The 16,844-nt window shown below is 54.7% G+C and carries 15 protein-coding genes and 1 CRISPR repeat array; of the genes, 5 read left to right on the forward strand and 10 right to left on the reverse strand.

Features of this window, described 5'->3' with window-relative positions:
- Positions 1 to 32: 32 nt before the first annotated feature.
- Together ACYQ04_RS03440 and ACYQ04_RS03445 are read right to left on the reverse strand one after the other, a co-directional pair.
- On the reverse strand, positions 33 to 218 hold the full coding sequence (locus ACYQ04_RS03440) for a hypothetical protein (RefSeq protein ID WP_460127385.1): 186 nt from the start codon (positions 216 to 218) through the stop codon (positions 33 to 35).
- A gap of 43 nt (positions 219 to 261) precedes the next feature.
- On the reverse strand, positions 262 to 966 hold the full coding sequence (locus tag ACYQ04_RS03445) for a nucleotidyltransferase domain-containing protein (protein ID WP_460127386.1): 705 nt from the start codon (positions 964 to 966) through the stop codon (positions 262 to 264).
- An 82-nt stretch (positions 967 to 1,048) separates the two neighbouring features.
- On the opposite strand from ACYQ04_RS03445, the gene ACYQ04_RS03450 reads away from it, so the two are divergent.
- Positions 1,049 to 1,471 (forward strand): hypothetical protein, encoded by a 423-nt coding sequence (locus ACYQ04_RS03450; RefSeq protein ID WP_099211299.1) that lies wholly within the window; start codon positions 1,049 to 1,051, stop codon positions 1,469 to 1,471.
- On the opposite strand, the gene ACYQ04_RS03455 is transcribed toward ACYQ04_RS03450, so the two are convergent.
- The 6 genes from ACYQ04_RS03455 to minD all read right to left on the reverse strand — a co-directional run bounded on the left by ACYQ04_RS03455 (position 1,458) and on the right by minD (position 7,821).
- Entirely contained in the window at positions 1,458 to 2,648 is a 1,191-nt protein-coding gene (locus tag ACYQ04_RS03455) for a hypothetical protein (RefSeq protein WP_460127389.1), read from the reverse strand. The two genes, ACYQ04_RS03450 and ACYQ04_RS03455, sit on opposite strands and share 14 nt — an antisense overlap.
- Positions 2,649 to 2,700: 52 nt before the next feature.
- On the reverse strand, positions 2,701 to 3,720 hold the full coding sequence (locus tag ACYQ04_RS03460; protein WP_460127391.1) for an L-threonylcarbamoyladenylate synthase: 1,020 nt from the start codon (positions 3,718 to 3,720) through the stop codon (positions 2,701 to 2,703).
- A gap of 40 nt (positions 3,721 to 3,760) precedes the next feature.
- A complete protein-coding gene (locus ACYQ04_RS03465) occupies positions 3,761 to 4,789 on the reverse strand; it encodes a glycosyltransferase family 4 protein (RefSeq protein ID WP_460127393.1) in 1,029 nt (342 codons plus the stop codon).
- 21 nt (positions 4,790 to 4,810) lie between these two features.
- A complete protein-coding gene (locus tag ACYQ04_RS03470; protein ID WP_460129798.1) occupies positions 4,811 to 6,250 on the reverse strand; it encodes a DUF7411 family protein in 1,440 nt (479 codons plus the stop codon).
- 96 nt (positions 6,251 to 6,346) lie between these two features.
- Positions 6,347 to 7,087, reverse strand: a complete 741-nt coding sequence (locus ACYQ04_RS03475) for an ATP/GTP-binding protein (RefSeq protein ID WP_460127395.1) — start codon at positions 7,085 to 7,087, stop codon at positions 6,347 to 6,349.
- Positions 7,084 to 7,821, reverse strand: a complete 738-nt coding sequence (gene minD / locus ACYQ04_RS03480; protein WP_167913564.1) for a cell division ATPase MinD — start codon at positions 7,819 to 7,821, stop codon at positions 7,084 to 7,086. The genes ACYQ04_RS03475 and minD overlap by 4 nt, the downstream gene beginning before the upstream one ends.
- Before the next feature lie 69 nt (positions 7,822 to 7,890).
- Here minD and ACYQ04_RS03485 point away from each other — a divergent pair, with 69 nt between their 5' ends.
- From ACYQ04_RS03485 to ACYQ04_RS03500, 4 genes are all read left to right on the forward strand, one after another.
- The gene (locus ACYQ04_RS03485) at positions 7,891 to 9,699 is read left to right on the forward strand and encodes a PINc/VapC family ATPase (protein ID WP_460129799.1); all 1,809 of its coding nucleotides are present in this window, start codon (positions 7,891 to 7,893) and stop codon (positions 9,697 to 9,699) included.
- Between the two features lie 48 nt (positions 9,700 to 9,747).
- Positions 9,748 to 10,116: a hypothetical protein gene (locus tag ACYQ04_RS03490; RefSeq protein ID WP_460129801.1), complete on the forward strand. Its 369-nt coding sequence runs from the start codon at positions 9,748 to 9,750 to the stop codon at positions 10,114 to 10,116.
- 99 nt (positions 10,117 to 10,215) lie between these two features.
- Positions 10,216 to 10,776: a Maf-like protein gene (locus ACYQ04_RS03495; protein WP_460127397.1), complete on the forward strand. Its 561-nt coding sequence runs from the start codon at positions 10,216 to 10,218 to the stop codon at positions 10,774 to 10,776.
- Between the two features lie 455 nt (positions 10,777 to 11,231).
- Positions 11,232 to 12,876: a CRISPR direct-repeat array (repeat unit 30 nt; unit sequence GTTGCAATAAGACTCTAGGAGAATTGAAAG).
- A 53-nt stretch (positions 12,877 to 12,929) separates the two neighbouring features.
- A complete protein-coding gene (locus ACYQ04_RS03500; protein ID WP_460127399.1) occupies positions 12,930 to 13,979 on the forward strand; it encodes a glycoside hydrolase family 5 protein in 1,050 nt (349 codons plus the stop codon).
- On the opposite strand, the gene ACYQ04_RS03505 is transcribed toward ACYQ04_RS03500, so the two are convergent.
- Positions 13,958 to 16,342, reverse strand: a complete 2,385-nt coding sequence (locus ACYQ04_RS03505) for a DEAD/DEAH box helicase (protein WP_460127400.1) — start codon at positions 16,340 to 16,342, stop codon at positions 13,958 to 13,960. The two genes, ACYQ04_RS03500 and ACYQ04_RS03505, sit on opposite strands and share 22 nt — an antisense overlap.
- A gap of 87 nt (positions 16,343 to 16,429) precedes the next feature.
- Positions 16,430 to 16,786 carry a DUF5658 family protein gene (locus ACYQ04_RS03510; RefSeq protein ID WP_460127401.1) on the reverse strand — a complete coding sequence of 119 codons (357 nt, stop codon included), beginning with the start codon at positions 16,784 to 16,786 and terminating at the stop codon, positions 16,430 to 16,432.
- Between the last annotated feature and the right edge of the window lie 58 nt (positions 16,787 to 16,844).

Consider the following 16,844-nt stretch of genomic DNA (forward strand, 5'->3'; position numbering starts at 1 on the left):
CCTTTATAAACTCATGTACTGCGCACAGTCCACTACTCACATATTCTTGTCTGGGTTAAAACTTCATACAGCTCCACCTTGAGTTCCTTGGCTGGCTTTGGGGTTTTCAGAATTCCTGCGGTCTTTTTCAGAATCTCCCGCCTCTTTTCAAGTTCCTGGAGGTACAGGCGGACCTTTCTCTCAAGCCCCTTTGGGACCTTCAAATCAACGGTCTCCACGTTCCCACCATTCTTGATTTCTCAAAGAAGGATATAAGGGTTGCTAAACCCCTCCCCGCTCCCTCACCTTCCTCCTGACGTTCGGGTCGCGGTCGGCGATGATTTTTAGGGCTTCCTCAAAGGTCATCCAGTCCGGAACCTCTTCGTTGAGGTAGACCCCGGTCCTTCCAATCGCGTCCCTTCTCGTGAGGACGTGGACGCGCTCGGTAACGATATCAACGCTAACGCCGAGGGTTTTCGCTACCTCGCTCTCCCTTCCAACGACTTCGCGCTCGATGTGGCCCCTCTCGGTGGGAATTATCAGAATCAGCTTCTTATTTACTCCCGGAACGCGCTCCTTCGTCCTGACGCCCCACAAATCAACGGCCCCTCCCCAGTGGTAGAAGTCCAGCTCCCTGTCCGTCGGCTCGATTAGAGGAAAGGTAACCGTTGTTTCCTCGTCAATCTCAATCACTCCCTTTATCAGGTGCCACGGAGTTGCCATGACTATCTTCCTTCTCCTCACGAGGCCCTCCAGGGCCAGCTCTATGAGATAGCTCGGAACCCTAATCGGAATGAAGATGTCTATGTCGCTGTCCCCCCTCACGTCGCCCCTCGCGACGCTTCCGTAGAGCAGGGGGTCGAACTGTGCCAGGCGCTCCATTATCTTCAAAGCCTTCTCGCGCTTCTCCCAGAGATAGCGCCACCTCTTTGGGGTGTAGATGATTTCCCTCTCATCCCAGACGCGGACAACCTTTTCCCTCGGCATAGGCCCAACTTCGGCGGGAACTTTTAAAGGCCTACCGATATCGTTTTATACGGCCCGACTAAATCCAAGGTGGTGAAAGAAGATGCCGGTGCTGGGATACAATATTACAAAAGTTGAGATGGAAAAAAACGCCCAGAACGTTCCCCCGGGGGAGATTGAAGTCAAGATATCTCCCAGGGTCAGGGAGCTTCGCCTCGGTGAAATTAGAACCCCAACCGGGAAGGTAAACGGAATCGAAGTTCTCTTCACGTACGAGGTCTCATACAACCCCCAAATAGCTAAGGCGGTTGTTGAGGGTGCCCTTATGTACCTGCCGCCCCAGAAGGAGAAGATTGATGAGATACTGAACACATGGGAGGACGAAAAGAAGGTCGATTCCCTCCTCTTCGTTGAGGTCGTCAACTTCCTCTCCATCGAGCTGACGCCAATGCTGGCGGTCATAGCCAAGGAGATGCGTCTTCCGTACCACGTTCCGATTCCAAGGGCAGAGCTCAGAACTCAGTGAGTCCCTCCGCCTCCAGTATCTTCCTTCTTACCTCGGTTAGCTCGTCTCTCTTTTCGAGTATCTTGTCCGCAACCTCGAAGGCCTTTGGAAGGTTGTTCTTCTTCAGGTGGAACTCAACTACGTCAATCTCGTCGAGGACCTCAACTGAGCCTTTCTGAGACGCGTATACCTTCGCAACGGCGAGCCTTACACGGGTTCTGTGCTGGAGCCCGCCGACGAGCTCAAGGGCGCTCTTGTAAGCGTTCATTGCCTCCTCAACCTTTCCGACGCCTATCAGAGCCTCCGTGACCTCCATAAGCTTCTGTGATGCCATCTTGTCGTTTCCAGACGCGCGGTGGGAGCTGACGACCTGGTTGAGCATCCTGATGGTGTTAATCCCTATAAGCTTCGCCCTTCCGCTGTTGCCCGCGAGCAGATAAGCGTACTGGGCCTTAACGAGGTAGCTAGTGGTCCCGTTCAGGTCCCCCTCTGAGTAGGCCAACTTGCTGGCTCTCTCGTAGTTCTTCGCGGCGGTGTCCATCATCTCCTTGAAGTGGGCGTCGTAGCCGAATATGACCTTCGTGTAGCGAGCCAGCTCGTAAAAGGCGTCTGCCGCCGCCCCAGCGTCGCCTTCACCGAGTTTTGTCTCAGCAATCTGACCGTAGAGGCTTATAAGTTTCTCCGCAATTTTTCTCGCCTCTTCCTCAGAGCCCGCCAGTCTGTAGTAGCGGAACGCCGACTCGTAGGCCCTTATCGCGAGGGCTACATCGCTCACCTCCTCGTAGGAGTTTCCGAGGTCCTCGTATATGTTGGCGAACTCAAGGGAGTACTTACCAAGCAAGCGGGTATCGTTGAGGGTTGCAAACGCTTCAAGGACGCTGAAGCAATAGTCGTCGAGACGGTCGATATCAACCTCGGGCTTTGAAATCTCCTCCTCGATAAGGTCTATGTAAAGGTAAGCGCTCTTGAGAAGGGAGGGCCTAGCCTTCTCGATTCCGGCCCTCTTGGCGAGGAAGTAGCCCAGATAACGATACAGTCTCGCGGCGTTTTCCTTATCCCCTCTCGCCTCGTATCCCTTGGCTGCCCGAAGGATTAGTTTGAGCCCCTCCTTGGCTTTACCATTGTCTATGTATTTGAACCCGAGCTCCTCAAGTTCCTCAGGCGAAGAGTCAATACCCGGCGAAATCAAAGTCCTCACCCCACCCACTCGAATCGGGTTGATTTACTTGAAAGCAATATTTAAGCGTTGCCTAAGCGCGGATTATTCGGTAGCCCGAAGCCTTCCTCAGCCTGTTCATGACCGCTAGACCTAGGCCCCGCTCCTCGACTCCCTCCGCGATTATTACATCAACACCGCGCCTGTCGAGCTCCCTCAATGCCCGGAACAGGTTTCTGGCAACGTCCTCAACCGTCTTTCCAAGGTAGAAGAACTCGTCGGCCTCGAACTCCTCGGTGGCCATAACGCCGACGCGGTAGCCCTTCGAGCGGTACTCCGCAACGAGTTCTTCAATCTTTTCTCTAACCTTTTCCCTCGGCCCCTCGACAACTATAACCGGAGCGTTCGGCGAGTAGTGCCTGTACTTCATTCCCGGCGCCCTCGCGAGGTCAACGGCCTTCCCCTTAACGGCCGGGTGAATCTCGACCGTGCCGATGACCTTCTCAATCTCCTCCAGCGGTAGGCCACCGGGTCTGAGGAGCGTCGGCCTCTCGGAGCTGAGGTCTATCACCGTCGACTCGACACCTACCCATGTTGGCCCGCCGTCGATTATCGCCTCTATCCTTCCGTAGAAGTCATCGACCACGTGCTCCGCTAAGGTTGGACTCGGCTTCCCGCTTATGTTGGCGGAAGGCGCCGCGATGGGCGTGCTGGCCCTTATCAGTGCGAGCGCTATCGGGTGGGCCGGCATTCTTACGGCAACGGTGTCGAGTCCGCCGGTAGTAACGAGCGGAACCTCGTCCCTCTTCGGCAGGACAAGGGTTAGGGGCCCCGGCCAAAACTTCTCCGCCAGGATCTTGGCCTCCTCTGGAATCTCCCTCGCGAGCTTCTTCAGGTCGTCAAACTCCGCTATGTGGACGATGAGCGGGTTATCTGCCGGCCTGCCCTTGGCCTCGAAAATCCTCCTCACGGCCTTTTCGTTCAGCGCATCTGCACCGAGTCCGTAAACCGTCTCCGTTGGAAACGCGACCAGCTTTCCCTCTATGATGAGCCTCCCGGCGACCTTAATCTTCCTCTCGTCCAGACCGTCTCGCATGTTTATCACAATCGTCATGCTCTCACCCGTGGAAATCCCTAAAAAAGCCGTTAAAAACCTATCCCGTGAGGGACTCGTAAAGGGCTTCAACCTCAATCGTGACCTTCTTCCATGAGTAGAACCGGGCGACGCGCCTTCCGATTGTCCCGGCCTTCCGGTTCACCTTCGGCTCGAGGAGCGTTCTCACGGCCTCAACGAGCTCGTCAAAGCTCTCGAAGGTCAGTCCGTTCTTCCCCTCGCGTATCAGCTCTGGAACGGCACTAACGCGCCTTCCAACGACCGGAACACCGAGGGAGTTGGCCTCCAAAATCACGAGGCCGAAGCCTTCCCTCTTCGAGGGGAGGACGAGTAGCTTGCTCTCTGACAGGATTCTGTCTACGTCCCTCCTGTATCCGAGGAAACGGACGTTGCCCGGGGCTTTCTCTTCAAGCTCCTTCCTCAGCGGGCCGTCACCGACGACGAGGAACTCCTCCTGCGGAAAGTGCCTCGCGAGCTCAATGAAGGTTTCGGGCGACTTGTACTCCCTGAGTGCCCCGATGAAGGTGATGTACCTCCTCTCCGCCGGAATTTCCTCCAGCCCTTCAACACCATTGGGGATTACCCTGACGTTTTCTGCTCCAAGTCTCTGGGCGAGCTTAGCAAGGTAGTGGCTGACAGTTATAACAGCGTCCGCCCTCTCAAGGCTCTTCCTTACATAGAGCCGGCCGAGGGTTAGCTTTGCAGTGTGCTCTAAATCGCTTCCGTGGGCGGTGACCACGAGCGGAAGGCTGAGCCTCTCCTTCGCCAGAACCCCTGCAAAGCTGGTCGTTCCAACGAAGTGGGCGTGAATTATATCGAACCCGAAGCGCCGGTGGAGTTTTACTATCTTCCTCGCACCTAAAAACGCGAAGCTCGTCCCCCTCAGCCCGTAAACCGGCGGAACCCTGACCTGATGAACCAAGTCCTTCTCGAAGTCCCTCGGCTCGACCGGGCCGTATGTGAGAACGTGAACCTCGTGCCTCTTTCTCAACTCCCGGACGAGGTTGTCAAGGTGCCTCGCAACTCCCCCGCCATGGGGCGGATAATGGCCGACCATGAGGATTCTCATGTGCCAGGATTGGAAAAGGGGTTAAAAAGCGTTTGGAAAGGTCTCGCGGAAGAGCCTTTCGGCAAATTCTCTCAGCGAGAGCCCTTCCCTCTTCGCGAGCTTTTCAAGGAGCTTCTGCGCCCTGCTACCGTATTGGGCGGCTTTCTTCTCCCTGTTTGCTATCCACTCGGGGATTCCGAGCCTTAAGGCGAGCCTCCGGAGGATTACCTTCCTCTCCCCTCCTGCTATCTTGAGCTCGCCCGGGGTTCTCAGGGCTATGCTGACGACCGGGAGCGAGAGGAACGGGAAGCGCCCTTCGACCTCGTTGAGCATCGCTATCTTGTCATCGCGTGCGAGGTTCCGCTCGGCTATGTTGAGCAGGTCCTCCCACATGAGCTCTGGTCTCTCGATGTACTTCGCATAGCCCCCGAAGAGCTCGTCCGCCCCCTGCCCGCTCAGAAGAACCTTTACGCCGTCCCTTTTAGCAAGCTCTGTGGCGAAGTAGAGGGGAATCCCTATGGCGAGGTTCATCGGGTTCGGTTCCTCGATGGCGAAGATGACCTTTTTGATGGCCTCTTCCACGTTGTCCAAGTCGAAAACCCTCTCCCTCAGCTCCCAGCCGAAGTAATCTGCCACTTTCCTCGCCCACTCCAAGTCTGGACTGTCCTCTGTTCCGGCGGTGTATAGAACAACGTCCGAGTGCCTCGACGCAAGATAGGTGATGAGCGTGCTGTCGAGCCCGCCGGAGAAGAGTATCCCCGTCCTTTGGGCGCTCCTAAGCTTTACCGCGTAGTCAAGGACGTTTTCAAGTCCCTTTAGAACGCTCTCACCCGAGAGGGGCTTTCCCTTCAGGCATTCCAGTGAGAACAGCCTCGCGCGCCGGATTCCGTCTCCCAGAACGACAAGCTCGCCGGGTTCGACTGGAATTGCCCTCTCCCCAATCGCCCAGAGAACCTTCTTCTCGCTGGCGAAGAAGCCGTTGGGCGAGAAGTAGAGGGGCCTTATCCCCACCGGGTCCCTGAACAGGTAAATCCTCTCTCCGTCGGAGAAGGCCACCGCGTAGTCGCCCTCAAGCCAACGCATTGCCTCCTTGACCGCGTGGGGGAAGCTCAAACCCCTCTCCTTCAAAAACTCGATTAGGCGAAGTATTACCTCCGTGTCAACGTCGCTCTCGAAGGAAACACCCCTCCCCTCAAGGAAATTCCGAATCTGGATGTGATTGTAGATTTCGCCGTTGTGAACGAGGGCTAACTCGTTAACAAAGGGCTGTGTGAAGGTTTTTGAACCGGTCATAGCTAATCTGCACTGGAGGAGGCCTATTTTTCCTTCTGGAACCTCGCTCAGCCTTGAGAAGTCGCTCGACTTGAGCACTCCCCCGTCCGTCCAGACACCGAAGCTGTCTGGTCCGCGGTGCTTTCCGGCTAAGGCCATCCTTATGAGTCTCTCCCTGACCTCACCGATTCCACCGGCGATAAGACACATGCTCTCACCCATCTTCCTTCGAGAGGGAGGAGAAAAGCCTTCGCCCTTTCCACTTGGGAGAGTTTGCAGGGAAAAGAGCGTTTCCTGAACGCCCGTTCACGTCAGGTCTCCGCAGGTGCAGTAATGCTCATAGGCAACCGTCTCAAGTTCGTCAAAGCCTTCCCTCGTTTTGGCCGAGAGGTAGAGAACCCTCGTCGGTGGGGCCAGCTCCGGAAGCGTCGAGCAGAGCTTGTACGCTAAAAGCCCCTGGGTTGAGGGCTCGAGCTTGAGCCTCGCCGTGAGGTATTCAACGTCGTCGAGGTACTTCCTCAGCTCGTCAACGCTGGCCGTGTCTATTTTGCTCAGCGCCGGGACGGTCGTTATGCCGAGCCTGAGGTCTATCATGAGGCCGAAGAAGAGCGCGAAGCAGAAGTCGGTCGGCTTTCTCAGTATCTCCGGCGAGAAGAGGTATACACCCAGGGCGTCGGGAAAGGCCTCCATCAGCTTTACCCCGAACTCGTGGAAGAGGAAGGTCTCCATCTGGCCGGGGGTGTCTATGAGAACGTAGTCGCTTCTCCCGTCGAGCTCCCGGATTCTTTCGGCGTAGTCATTGACCTTCGGAACGAGGAGATCGTAGCTCCTAACTATCGCCCCGTTCGGACCCAAACCTTCTTCCATGAGCTTCCAGGCGGTAACGTCGTCGCGCACATCGACGTCCGGCCGGTAGGGGAGCTTTCTAACGCCCGTGTCGAGGTTGACGTACGAGACCGAGTAACCGTTCTCTTCGAGGTATTTTCCGAACTCGGTCGTTAGGGTTGTCTTCCCGCTCCCGGCGGTGCCTATGAAGGCCAGAATCATCCCATCACCCTCGCCTTGAAGCCCGCTATCCTCACGACCGTCTCGGCCAGCTCGTAGAAGGCCTTCGCACCGTCTGACTCTGGGGCGTACTCGACGACGGGGACTCCCTCAAGCGTCGCCTCCCTGACCTTCGGGTCCTCCGGGACGACGACCAAAAGCGGGACCTCCATGACCTCCTCTGCAACGTCCGGCGGAATGTCGTTATCGCTCCTGCCGTAGCGGTTGAGAACGAAGCCGAGAACGGCCAGACCGGCCTTCTTGAGGACGATTCCAACCTTCATGGTGTCGGTTATGCACGAGATTTCCGGGTTCGTGACGAGGATTACCTCCTCCCCGCTCATCATCGCGTTCATCGCGTCCATCTGAAGCCCCGCCGGGCAATCGATGATAATGAAGTCGTAGTGGGGCTTGAGGGGCTTTATCGTGCCCGGCAAACGCCTTGGGTCTGCCCTTATGACGTGTTCCCAGTCAACGGCCGCGGGAACGAGGTAAACGTTATCGTAGCTCGTCGCGTAGATTGCATCGTTAATCTGGGCCGTTCCGGCCAGAACGTCGTGAATCGTCGTCTCGGCATCGTCTATTCCCATAACAAGGCTCAGGTTCGCCATCGTTAGGTCAGCGTCAATCGCCAGAACCTTGTAGCCCATCTTGCCGAGTGCTATAGAAAGGTTCGCGGTGGTGGTCGTTTTCCCGGTTCCCCCCTTCCCGCTCGCAATCGAGATTAACCGGCCCATCATCCCACCCCTTTAAGGTTGGCCTAAACCTTTATGAACCTTTAGCCTCAGCGAAGAGCGGTGAGAGAGATGAGAGTGTTCGTTCCAGACACGAGCGTGATAGTTGATGGCAGGTTAACGCAGTTCCTCTCAACCCTCGACGAGAAGGTCAAGGTCGTCGTTCCGGAAGCGGTCATAGCTGAGATAGAGCATCAGGCCAACGAGGGGAAGGCGATAGGCCATACGGGCCTTGAGGAGCTCAAAAAGCTCCGTGACATGGCCGACAGGGGAGAGATACTCCTCGAGTTCTACGGCGACAGACCGGAGCTCTGGCAGATTAGGCGGGCCAAGGCCGGCGAGATAGACCACATGGTCCGCGAGACGGCAAAACAGCTCAACGCGACGCTCATCACCGGCGACCAGGTGCAGAGGGACATAGCCATAGCCAAGGGCATCGATGTGATTTATTTAACCGCCAAGAAGGAGGTTCGCCACCGCCTTGAGGACTTCTTCGATGAAACAACGATGAGCGTCCACCTCAAGGCCGGGGTTAAGCCCCTCGCCAAGAAGGGGAAGCCCGGCGAGTGGAGGCTCGTTCCAATCCGCGAAGAACCGCTGAGCGACGAGGAGCTGGAGGAGATAGCGGACGACATCGTTGAGAGGGCAAAGAGAGAGCCAGACAGCTTCATAGAGCTCGACGAGCCAGGAGCCACCGTCGTCCAGCTCAGGAACTACCGTATCGTCATAGCTAAGCCACCCTTCGCCGACAGGATTGAGATTACCGCGGTAAGACCCGTCAAGAAGCTGAGCATAGAGGACTACGAGCTGAGCGAGAAGCTCCTTGAGAGGCTCAAGGACAAGGCCGAGGGTATACTCATCGCCGGTGCTCCCGGTGAAGGAAAGACGACCTTCGCCCAGGCTTTGGCAGAGTGGTACGCGAGCATGGGCAAGATAGTGAAGACGATGGAGAAGCCGAGGGACCTGCAGGTGAGCGAGGAGATAACGCAGTACACCGCCCTGAACGGTAAGATGGAGCTCACCGGTGACATACTGCTCCTCGTGAGGCCGGACTACACGATATTCGACGAGATGAGGAAGACGAGCGACTTCAAGATTTACTCCGACCTCCGCCTGGCTGGCGTCGGAATGGTCGGAGTCGTCCACGCGACGAAGCCGATAGACGCCATTCAGCGCTTCATCGGAAGGGTCGAGCTCGGAATGATACCGCAGATAGTCGATACGGTTCTCTTCATCAAGGCGGGCAGGGTCGCCAAGGTTCTGACGCTCGAGTACCTCGTCAAGGTCCCGAGCGGAATGAAGGAGGAGGACCTCGCGAGGCCCGTCATAGAGGTTCGCGACTTCGAGACTGGGGAGCTCGAGTACGAAATTTACACCTACGGCGAGGAGATAAGCGTCGTCCCGGTCAAGAAGGAGGAGAAGGCCCCTGCCCTGAGGCTCGCCGAGAAGAGGCTCAAGCAGGAGATTAAGAAGTTCCTGCCCGATGTTTACACCGAGGTCGAGATAGTCAGCCCGCACAAGGCCGTGATTTACGCCGACGAGTTCGACATTCCAGCAATCATCGGCAAGAAGGGCAAGCGCATCACCGAGCTGGAGAAGAGGATAGGCATAAGCATAGACGTCAAGAGCTTCGCCGAGCGCGAGGCTGAAAAGCCCAAGGAGAAGATACCCGTCGAGGTCGAGGAGAAGAAGAAAACGATTGTTCTTCGCGTCTCGCCTGACTACGCGAAGAAACCGCTCAAGTTCTACGGTGGCGAGCAGTACGTCTTCACCGCGACGCCGAGCAAGAAGGGCCTCGTCAAGGTCAGCAAGAGCACGCCGATTGGCAAGGAACTCAAGAGGCTCATCCAGGCCGGCATACCAATCTGGGCCAGCACCTGAAGTCCAAAGCTTTTTTAATGCCCCTTCCAATTCTTTTTGGTGGTGTCCATGAAGTACGACGTCGTTATCATTCCGGAGAGCTTCCACAAGTTCGATAAACACAACATAGAGCACATCTGCCCTCCGATGGTCATCGAGGACAGGAGCTACGACATAGCGATGGAGATAGTGAACGGCGTTGATAGGGTCATAAGGGCTAACTTCAACGCGAGCGTCGAGGAGCTTGAGGGCGAGGACTGCGACGTTCTCTACAGGAAGTACACGCTCGAGAAGGACGGCAGGAAGGGAATCGTTCACGTCAAGCTGAGGAGAATAGCCGAGAACTGCCCGCCGGTGGACGGGAACCGCTGTTCGGTCCTCGAGTTCGAGAGGGACGTCGAGTGCATAGTGAAGGCGATAGAGGAGTGCCTTGATTAGGCTCGGTTGCGAGGGTACTCATCACGGTTCAGCTAGCGAAATTATCGTCATCGCCCGTTCAACTTGGGCGCTTTCCTTTTAACGTTTGGGGGTGGACGAATGCTCGTTCTGGCATCGGCTTCACCGAGGAGACGGGAGATACTGTCGCGCTTCATCGCTGACTTTCACGTAATCCCGAGCAACGCCGAGGAGAAGTGCTCCAGCACTGTTCCCGAGGAGTGCGCCGTCGAGCTTGCGGGGCTGAAGGCGCGGGAAGTTTACTCGCGCGTCGGCGGAACGGTCATCGGGGCAGATACGGTCGTCAGCATCGACGGAAGAATTCTTGGGAAGCCAGGGGATGAGAGAGAAGCCTACGAGATGCTCAAGCTCCTCAGCGGAAGGGCTCATCGCGTCACTACCGGTTACTGCATAATCCACGGCGGGAGAGAAATAAGCGGTTTCGTGACGACCGAAGTCAAGTTCAGAAACCTTGACGACGAGCTAATCTGGGCCTACATAAGAACGGGTGAGCCGATGGACAAGGCCGGAGCCTATGGAATTCAGGGAAAGGCGGGCCTCTTCGTTGAGTGGATTAAGGGCGACTACTACAACGTCGTGGGCTTCCCGATGGAGATAATATGGAAGCTCAGGGAGCTCGGTTTTGATGTGTTATCACGCTGAAGCGGGTGGGTTTTTGAAGTGTAGGCATGTCTTGCTCCCATTTCAGTTTTAATCTGTCCTGTGGAGTTTGGAAATTGATTTTTGCTTTTTCATTGGTGTTGCCTCTTGTAATACTTCATGTTATCTAATGTAACTAATTTTCTTCGAAATGCTGAACAAAGCCCCGGGAGTCTATGGATTTGGCCAAAACCTGACGAAATCATGTTTCTCTGGGTTTGGCCTTCTTAGTTGGGTTTGTCTTAAATTTGCTGGCTTATTCTGGCTCTGAAAAACTAATTATTCTCAATGGGGGAGAAGTTTTTGAGTGCCCGTTGAACCTCTACACGCTCCTATTTCCCTTACGGGAGTTTTAATTCACGGGCTCAGGTGGCTCCTTTTTGGGAAATCTCCAGAAAGTCTTAAATATCCGGTAATCCTTCTTTCTTCGTTGGGCGAAAGAATGAATTTCGCGCCCTGTTGCAATAAGACTCTAGGAGAATTGAAAGGGAATAACGGATCCCACAATCGCACCAACGACAGCTCGTTGCAATAAGACTCTAGGAGAATTGAAAGTCGAAGCATACTTAGAAGGCTACGGAGCGTTGTTTATCGGTTGCAATAAGACTCTAGGAGAATTGAAAGACTTTAATCTGTTTTATCAGCTTAGCGGATAGTAGGGTGTTGCAATAAGACTCTAGGAGAATTGAAAGGCACTTTCGGGATTTCGGCGATTAGCTTCGCGACGGCCGTTGCAATAAGACTCTAGGAGAATTGAAAGCGAGATTGGTCGGGTTGGAGGTGAGCACATCAACGAGGTTGCAATAAGACTCTAGGAGAATTGAAAGTAATGTGCTCTTTCATTTCTTCTTCGTCCATTCCCTGCATCGTTGCAATAAGACTCTAGGAGAATTGAAAGACGCGACTTTTAGCGTTGTGAACTCGACGAATTCAGAAGTTGCAATAAGACTCTAGGAGAATTGAAAGAGAGTGAAACTTTTCAAGATAATCCAACTGCCGCACCCGTTGCAATAAGACTCTAGGAGAATTGAAAGGATTTCACGGCGCTTCTGAGTGTACAGGAAGTCGAGGGTTGCAATAAGACTCTAGGAGAATTGAAAGTAGACTTCGACAGCGACGACTTGAGTTACCTGCGGGGTGTTGCAATAAGACTCTAGGAGAATTGAAAGGCTTTGGCGCACGAGTGACCTCATCGCGATGGTGCGGAGTTGCAATAAGACTCTAGGAGAATTGAAAGCTGACCGTAGCGAACGACGGTGTAAGCGAGGACGCCAGTTGCAATAAGACTCTAGGAGAATTGAAAGACATTAAACCGTTGCTAACAGGTGCAAAAATAACAAAGTTGCAATAAGACTCTAGGAGAATTGAAAGATTGAGGGCTATATAGACAGCTTAGGAATCTATATGGGTTGCAATAAGACTCTAGGAGAATTGAAAGGATGGCATAGTGCAGAAAGCCGGGGTAGTTCCATGCCTGTTGCAATAAGACTCTAGGAGAATTGAAAGGTTCGTGTTTGGATATATCGGGAACGACTACGAGGTTGCAATAAGACTCTAGGAGAATTGAAAGAGGCGATAGTCGGTAAAATCGTTAAGAAGGGAAAGCTGTTGCAATAAGACTCTAGGAGAATTGAAAGTTTGTTGGCCTTTAAGATGTTCTGATAGGCCTTTTCTGTTGCAATAAGACTCTAGGAGAATTGAAAGGTGGCGAAGTTAAAGGCCCTGGCTATGGGGAGTGATGTTGCAATAAGACTCTAGGAGAATTGAAAGGTAAAATTTGATGCTCATCCCGTACGCGTTTTGGATGTTGCAATAAGACTCTAGGAGAATTGAAAGGCAGGCTTGCATACATGCCCTCATTCAGAATTGCCAAGTTGCAATAAGACTCTAGGAGAATTGAAAGGATGAAGTCAGCGTTCGCAGTGGCCATGATGGCGCTGTTGCAATAAGACTCTAGGAGAATTGAAAGGGTCATAAAGGTGGGGAACTCCCTCGCGGTAACGGTCGTTGCAATAAGACTCTAGGAGAATTGAAAGTCGCCCGGACCGCCATCTCGTCGGCGAGGTCCACCTCGTTGCAATAAGACTCTAGGAGAATTGAAAGCCCTAGAGAGTTGTACCAAAAGCTTAATCCTCTCATGTTGTGTATTGAATCTCATGAAGAGGCTTGGCATCGCGCTCCTACTCCTCGTCCTCCTCGCGTTCCTGTGGAGCATACACGTCAAGGTCGTTGAAAACCGGGCTCCTAATCACACCGTTGCCCCGGCCACTAATTGGTCCGCGCAATCGCTCGGAGAAGAGCCTATAACGGCTCAGCAGTACGAGAAGCTCCTGGGCGTTGGAATCGACGTTGACTGGATGAGCTTCGCGAGGGCTCACCGCTACTACTTCTACTGGCGCTCTAAGGGTGTGAATGTGCCAGAATACTTCAAGAAAGCCGGGTTTTCCAACGTCAGGATACGCATCGGTGCCGACGTCGTGAGCAACAGGACCGCGTTGGTTCAGCTCGGCGAGATAGTCAACGACACCCTCAGAGCGGGACTCATACCTATTATCACCTACACGGCACCGGAGCTGAGGAACGACCCGACGAGCGAGAAGGCCCAAGAGCACTTCGTCCTCTGGTGGAGGACCGTCGCCGAGTACTTCAAAGGAACCTCCTACCTCCTCTCCTACGACCTCCTCATCGAGTCGAGCGGGCCGATAAAGGACTATCCCAACGTCCTCAACAGGGTCTACGCCCAGACGATAAGAGAAATCCGGGAGATAGACCCCTACCGGCTGGTTTTCGTGACCCCTGCGCGGGTTTCAAGCCCCTTCTACCTCAGGTACCTCAACGTTACCAACGACGGCTACACCCTCGCCGAGTGGCACGTCTACGCCGGTGGCCCGAAGCACTGCACCTACAACACCACCCTCATAGAGAGCGCGATAAACGCTTCTCTTGCTTGGTCAAAGGAGACTGGAATTCCCACGTGGGTTGGTGCGTGGAGGCCGTTCTGGTTTTCAAAGAAGAATAAAAGCGTTCAGTGCCCGATTCAGGCTGACGTGGACTTCGGGAAGGTCATGGCTTCGGCCCTCTGGAACGCCGGAATCCCCTACGACGTCAACGCCGACGTCTGGTTCTTCAACATTGAGAACTTGACGTGGTATAAGGACAGGCTCCCGGTTCTGAGGGCAGTTCTTCACCCCTCGTCCTCAATGTAGGGGGCGGTTATGACTTTCCTTATCTCCCTCGCCTTCTTTTCGCCTATCCCCTCGACCTCCTTGAGCTCCTCTTCCGTTGCTGTGAATACCCGCTCGACGTTGCCGAAGTGCCTCAGCAGGCGCTTGGCCAGCGTCGAGGAGACGTTTGGAAGGCCCTCCACGATTAGGCGCTGCCTCTCAGCCAGGGTTAGGGCCTTCTTCTCGCTCCTCAGCCTCACCTCCTTCTTCCGCTCCTCCTGCTCACGCTTGGCGAGGAGGTAGATGAAGCTCGCCGTTTCCTCCTTCCCCGAGGAGAAGAGCACCGGAACACCCCAGTCAACGGTTACCGAGGCTATGGCCCCCCTAATCGCGTTGGGGTGGACGTTCCTGATGCCGTAAAGCTCGCCCTCGATGATTATCACCGGCTTCTCGTAGGCCCTCTTGAGCCGCTCCACCTGGTCGAAGAGCCTGCCGTCTATGATTGACTGTATGAAGTCGTTGGCGCTCTTCCGCTCTATCCCCACCTCCTCGCTGACGACGTAATCTGCAACGTCAAGGGTTTTGACCTCAATCTCAGCCCCAAGCTCCTTCAGAATCTTCGGCACTCCACTCCTGAGCTCGCGCGAGTCAACGTAAACGACGATCTCCTTTGGCTTTCTCACGAAGATGGGCTTAACCGGAATTTCCCCGCTCTTGCCTTCCGCTTTTCTCTCCTCTTCTGGAATCTGCGAAGCTTTTGATTCGGCCTTTTTCTCCGATTCTTTTGCCTTCTCCTCGCTCCCGACCTTCTTGCTCTTGCCAACCTTCAGGAACGCATCAAGGGGTTTTATGGCTCCCACCTCAACCCTCTCCCGGCCTTTTGATTCCCTCTCAAGCTTTGATTCGAGCTCCCTCGCGACTTTCCTTATCGCCTCGAACATGCCCTTCTCCTTCCTCCGGGAGCTCCAGTAGTAGGCCTCGTCGCGCGTTCCCTTGGCCATTAGGATTACCACCTTTCCGGGCCTGTGTCTTCCGGTCCTGCCACGGCGCTGAATGCTCCTTATTGCTGAAGGCACAGGTTCGTAGAAGACGACCAGATCAACCTCGGGAACGTCCAGCCCCTCCTCGCCGACACTCGTCGCAACCAGAACGTTGAACTCACCGCGCGAGAACCTGTCCAAAACCTCTTTCTGCTCCCTCTGGCTCATCCCCCTGTCCGTTCCCCTGCTCGCCTGCCCTATGAAGCGCTCCACCGAGATGCCCATTTCCCTGAGCTCCTCGACTATCTTCCTGCCCGTGTCCCGGTAGTTCGTGAAAACGATTATCTTCGAGTCCGGCTTTTTCTCGAGCTGCTTCCAGATAAGCTCCTTCAGCTTCTCCATCTTCGGGTGGTCGAGGCCAAGTTCCTTCGCCTGAACGAGGAGGTAAGTGACCTTCCTCATGCGCGGGTCTTCCATGAGCTCTCTACCGGACTTTGAGCGGTCCTCGCGGAGTTTCTTGAGGTAGCTCCTGAGTGCAGTTAGTCCCTGGGTCTCCAAAAGTTCAATCGCGTGGTGGAGCTTCATGGCCTTGGCCTGGTGCTTCTTGAGGTAGCCGATGGAGTAGTCCCCTTTGGCCATCGCTTGGTTTATCTTTGAGCCCGCCTGAAGGACCTCCCTCTTCGAGATGTCCGGTGAGGAGGAGCTCACAAGCCCGGCATCGGCGAGGGGCTTTAGGGAATCCCTGAGCATCTCGCGCAGGATTTTCCTAACGTCCTTGTAAATGCCCGGCAGTTCAACCTTAACCCAGTCGAAGGCTATCCTCTGGACGTAGGGCTTGACGTCCGGCGAGCTCTCGGTTCTAACTTCTATGCGCTCTATCCCGAGGTTCTCAACTATCTCGCGAATCTTCTCCTCGTCGCTACCCGGCGATGCAGTTAACCCGAGGACGAGCGGGTGCTTTGCAGTTTTGAGGTACTCCTTCGCTATGAAGACGTAGGCGTAGTTGCCAACGGCCCTGTGGGCCTCATCGACGACGAGCAGGACAACATCTTCCAGCGAAATCCTGCCCGTTAGAACGTCGTTTTCAACGGTCTGGGGAGTGGCAGTGATGACAACGCTCTTCCTCCAGAGCTCGGCTCGCTTCTCGGGGGAAAGCTCACCGGTGAGGACGTTAATCTTCTCGGGCGGAAGGTTGAAGAGTCGCCTGAAGCTCTCGGCGTGCTGCATCGCCAGAGGCTTTGTCGGAGCCAAGAAGAGGACCTTTCCTCCGTACTTCGAGAGCCTGTAGTCCGCTATGAGCATCGCTATGAGCGTCTTTCCTAAGCCGGTAGGCAGGACAACGAGGCAGTTCCGCTCCTTACAGCGGGCGTAGATTACTTCCTGGTAAACGCGGGGCTCGATTAAATCCCTGCGAAGATAGGACATGATGGGCCCTTCGGCGGCGAACCATAAAAGCTTTCCGAGTGGAGCATTGTTGAAGAAATGCCTGTTGGGGCTTAGAAGTGCTGACCGTCATGGAAGCGCTATCCTTAACAGCGGCCCAACGGTCGTGGCAATAACGCTCGACTTTGAGGGGCCTACGAGGAGGATGAGATTGTTAAATGCTGGAATTGCCTTCAAGAGCACCATTCCGAGTGCGATAAGTTTGAAAGCTGGGCTGAGCTTTTCCAATCTGATTGAAATCGCTATGACACCGGCCCCGAGTGCCGTGAAGAGAGCGTAGCTACCGAAGAAGAGCGCCGGGTTCTTGAGTCTCTCAGCTATTACCCCGTTGGCTTCAGCAAAGCCCAACCTAACACCGAACCATGTTGTAAGGGCATCGACCAGTGCAAACAGTACGAAGAGGAGCACGTAGGTTCTCGCCTTCATCGTTCGGTTTTTCGTTTGAATCCTTAAATACTTTTCTCGCTAGTCAGAACCTGCATAT

The organism is Thermococcus prieurii (assembly GCF_054657655.1).

Bases quoted from the DNA above. Each gene is read 5' to 3' on its own strand.
- ACYQ04_RS03490 (WP_460129801.1), top strand. From the start codon at position 9,748: ATGAAGTACGACGTCGTTATCATTCCGGAGAGCTTCCACAAGTTCGAT.
- ACYQ04_RS03465 (WP_460127393.1), bottom strand. From the start codon at position 4,789: ATGAGAATCCTCATGGTCGGCCATTATCCGCCCCATGGCGGGGGAGTT.
- ACYQ04_RS03470 (WP_460129798.1), bottom strand. From the start codon at position 6,250: ATGTGTCTTATCGCCGGTGGAATCGGTGAGGTCAGGGAGAGACTCATA.
- ACYQ04_RS03510 (WP_460127401.1), bottom strand. From the start codon at position 16,786: ATGAAGGCGAGAACCTACGTGCTCCTCTTCGTACTGTTTGCACTGGTC.
- ACYQ04_RS03445 (WP_460127386.1), bottom strand. From the start codon at position 966: ATGCCGAGGGAAAAGGTTGTCCGCGTCTGGGATGAGAGGGAAATCATC.
- minD (WP_167913564.1), bottom strand. From the start codon at position 7,821: ATGGGCCGGTTAATCTCGATTGCGAGCGGGAAGGGGGGAACCGGGAAA.
- ACYQ04_RS03460 (WP_460127391.1), bottom strand. From the start codon at position 3,720: ATGACGATTGTGATAAACATGCGAGACGGTCTGGACGAGAGGAAGATT.
- ACYQ04_RS03475 (WP_460127395.1), bottom strand. From the start codon at position 7,087: ATGATTCTGGCCTTCATAGGCACCGCCGGGAGCGGGAAGACAACCCTA.
- ACYQ04_RS03485 (WP_460129799.1), top strand. From the start codon at position 7,891: ATGAGAGTGTTCGTTCCAGACACGAGCGTGATAGTTGATGGCAGGTTA.
- ACYQ04_RS03505 (WP_460127400.1), bottom strand. From the start codon at position 16,342: ATGTCCTATCTTCGCAGGGATTTAATCGAGCCCCGCGTTTACCAGGAA.
- ACYQ04_RS03495 (WP_460127397.1), top strand. From the start codon at position 10,216: ATGCTCGTTCTGGCATCGGCTTCACCGAGGAGACGGGAGATACTGTCG.
- ACYQ04_RS03500 (WP_460127399.1), top strand. From the start codon at position 12,930: ATGAAGAGGCTTGGCATCGCGCTCCTACTCCTCGTCCTCCTCGCGTTC.
- ACYQ04_RS03450 (WP_099211299.1), top strand. From the start codon at position 1,049: ATGCCGGTGCTGGGATACAATATTACAAAAGTTGAGATGGAAAAAAAC.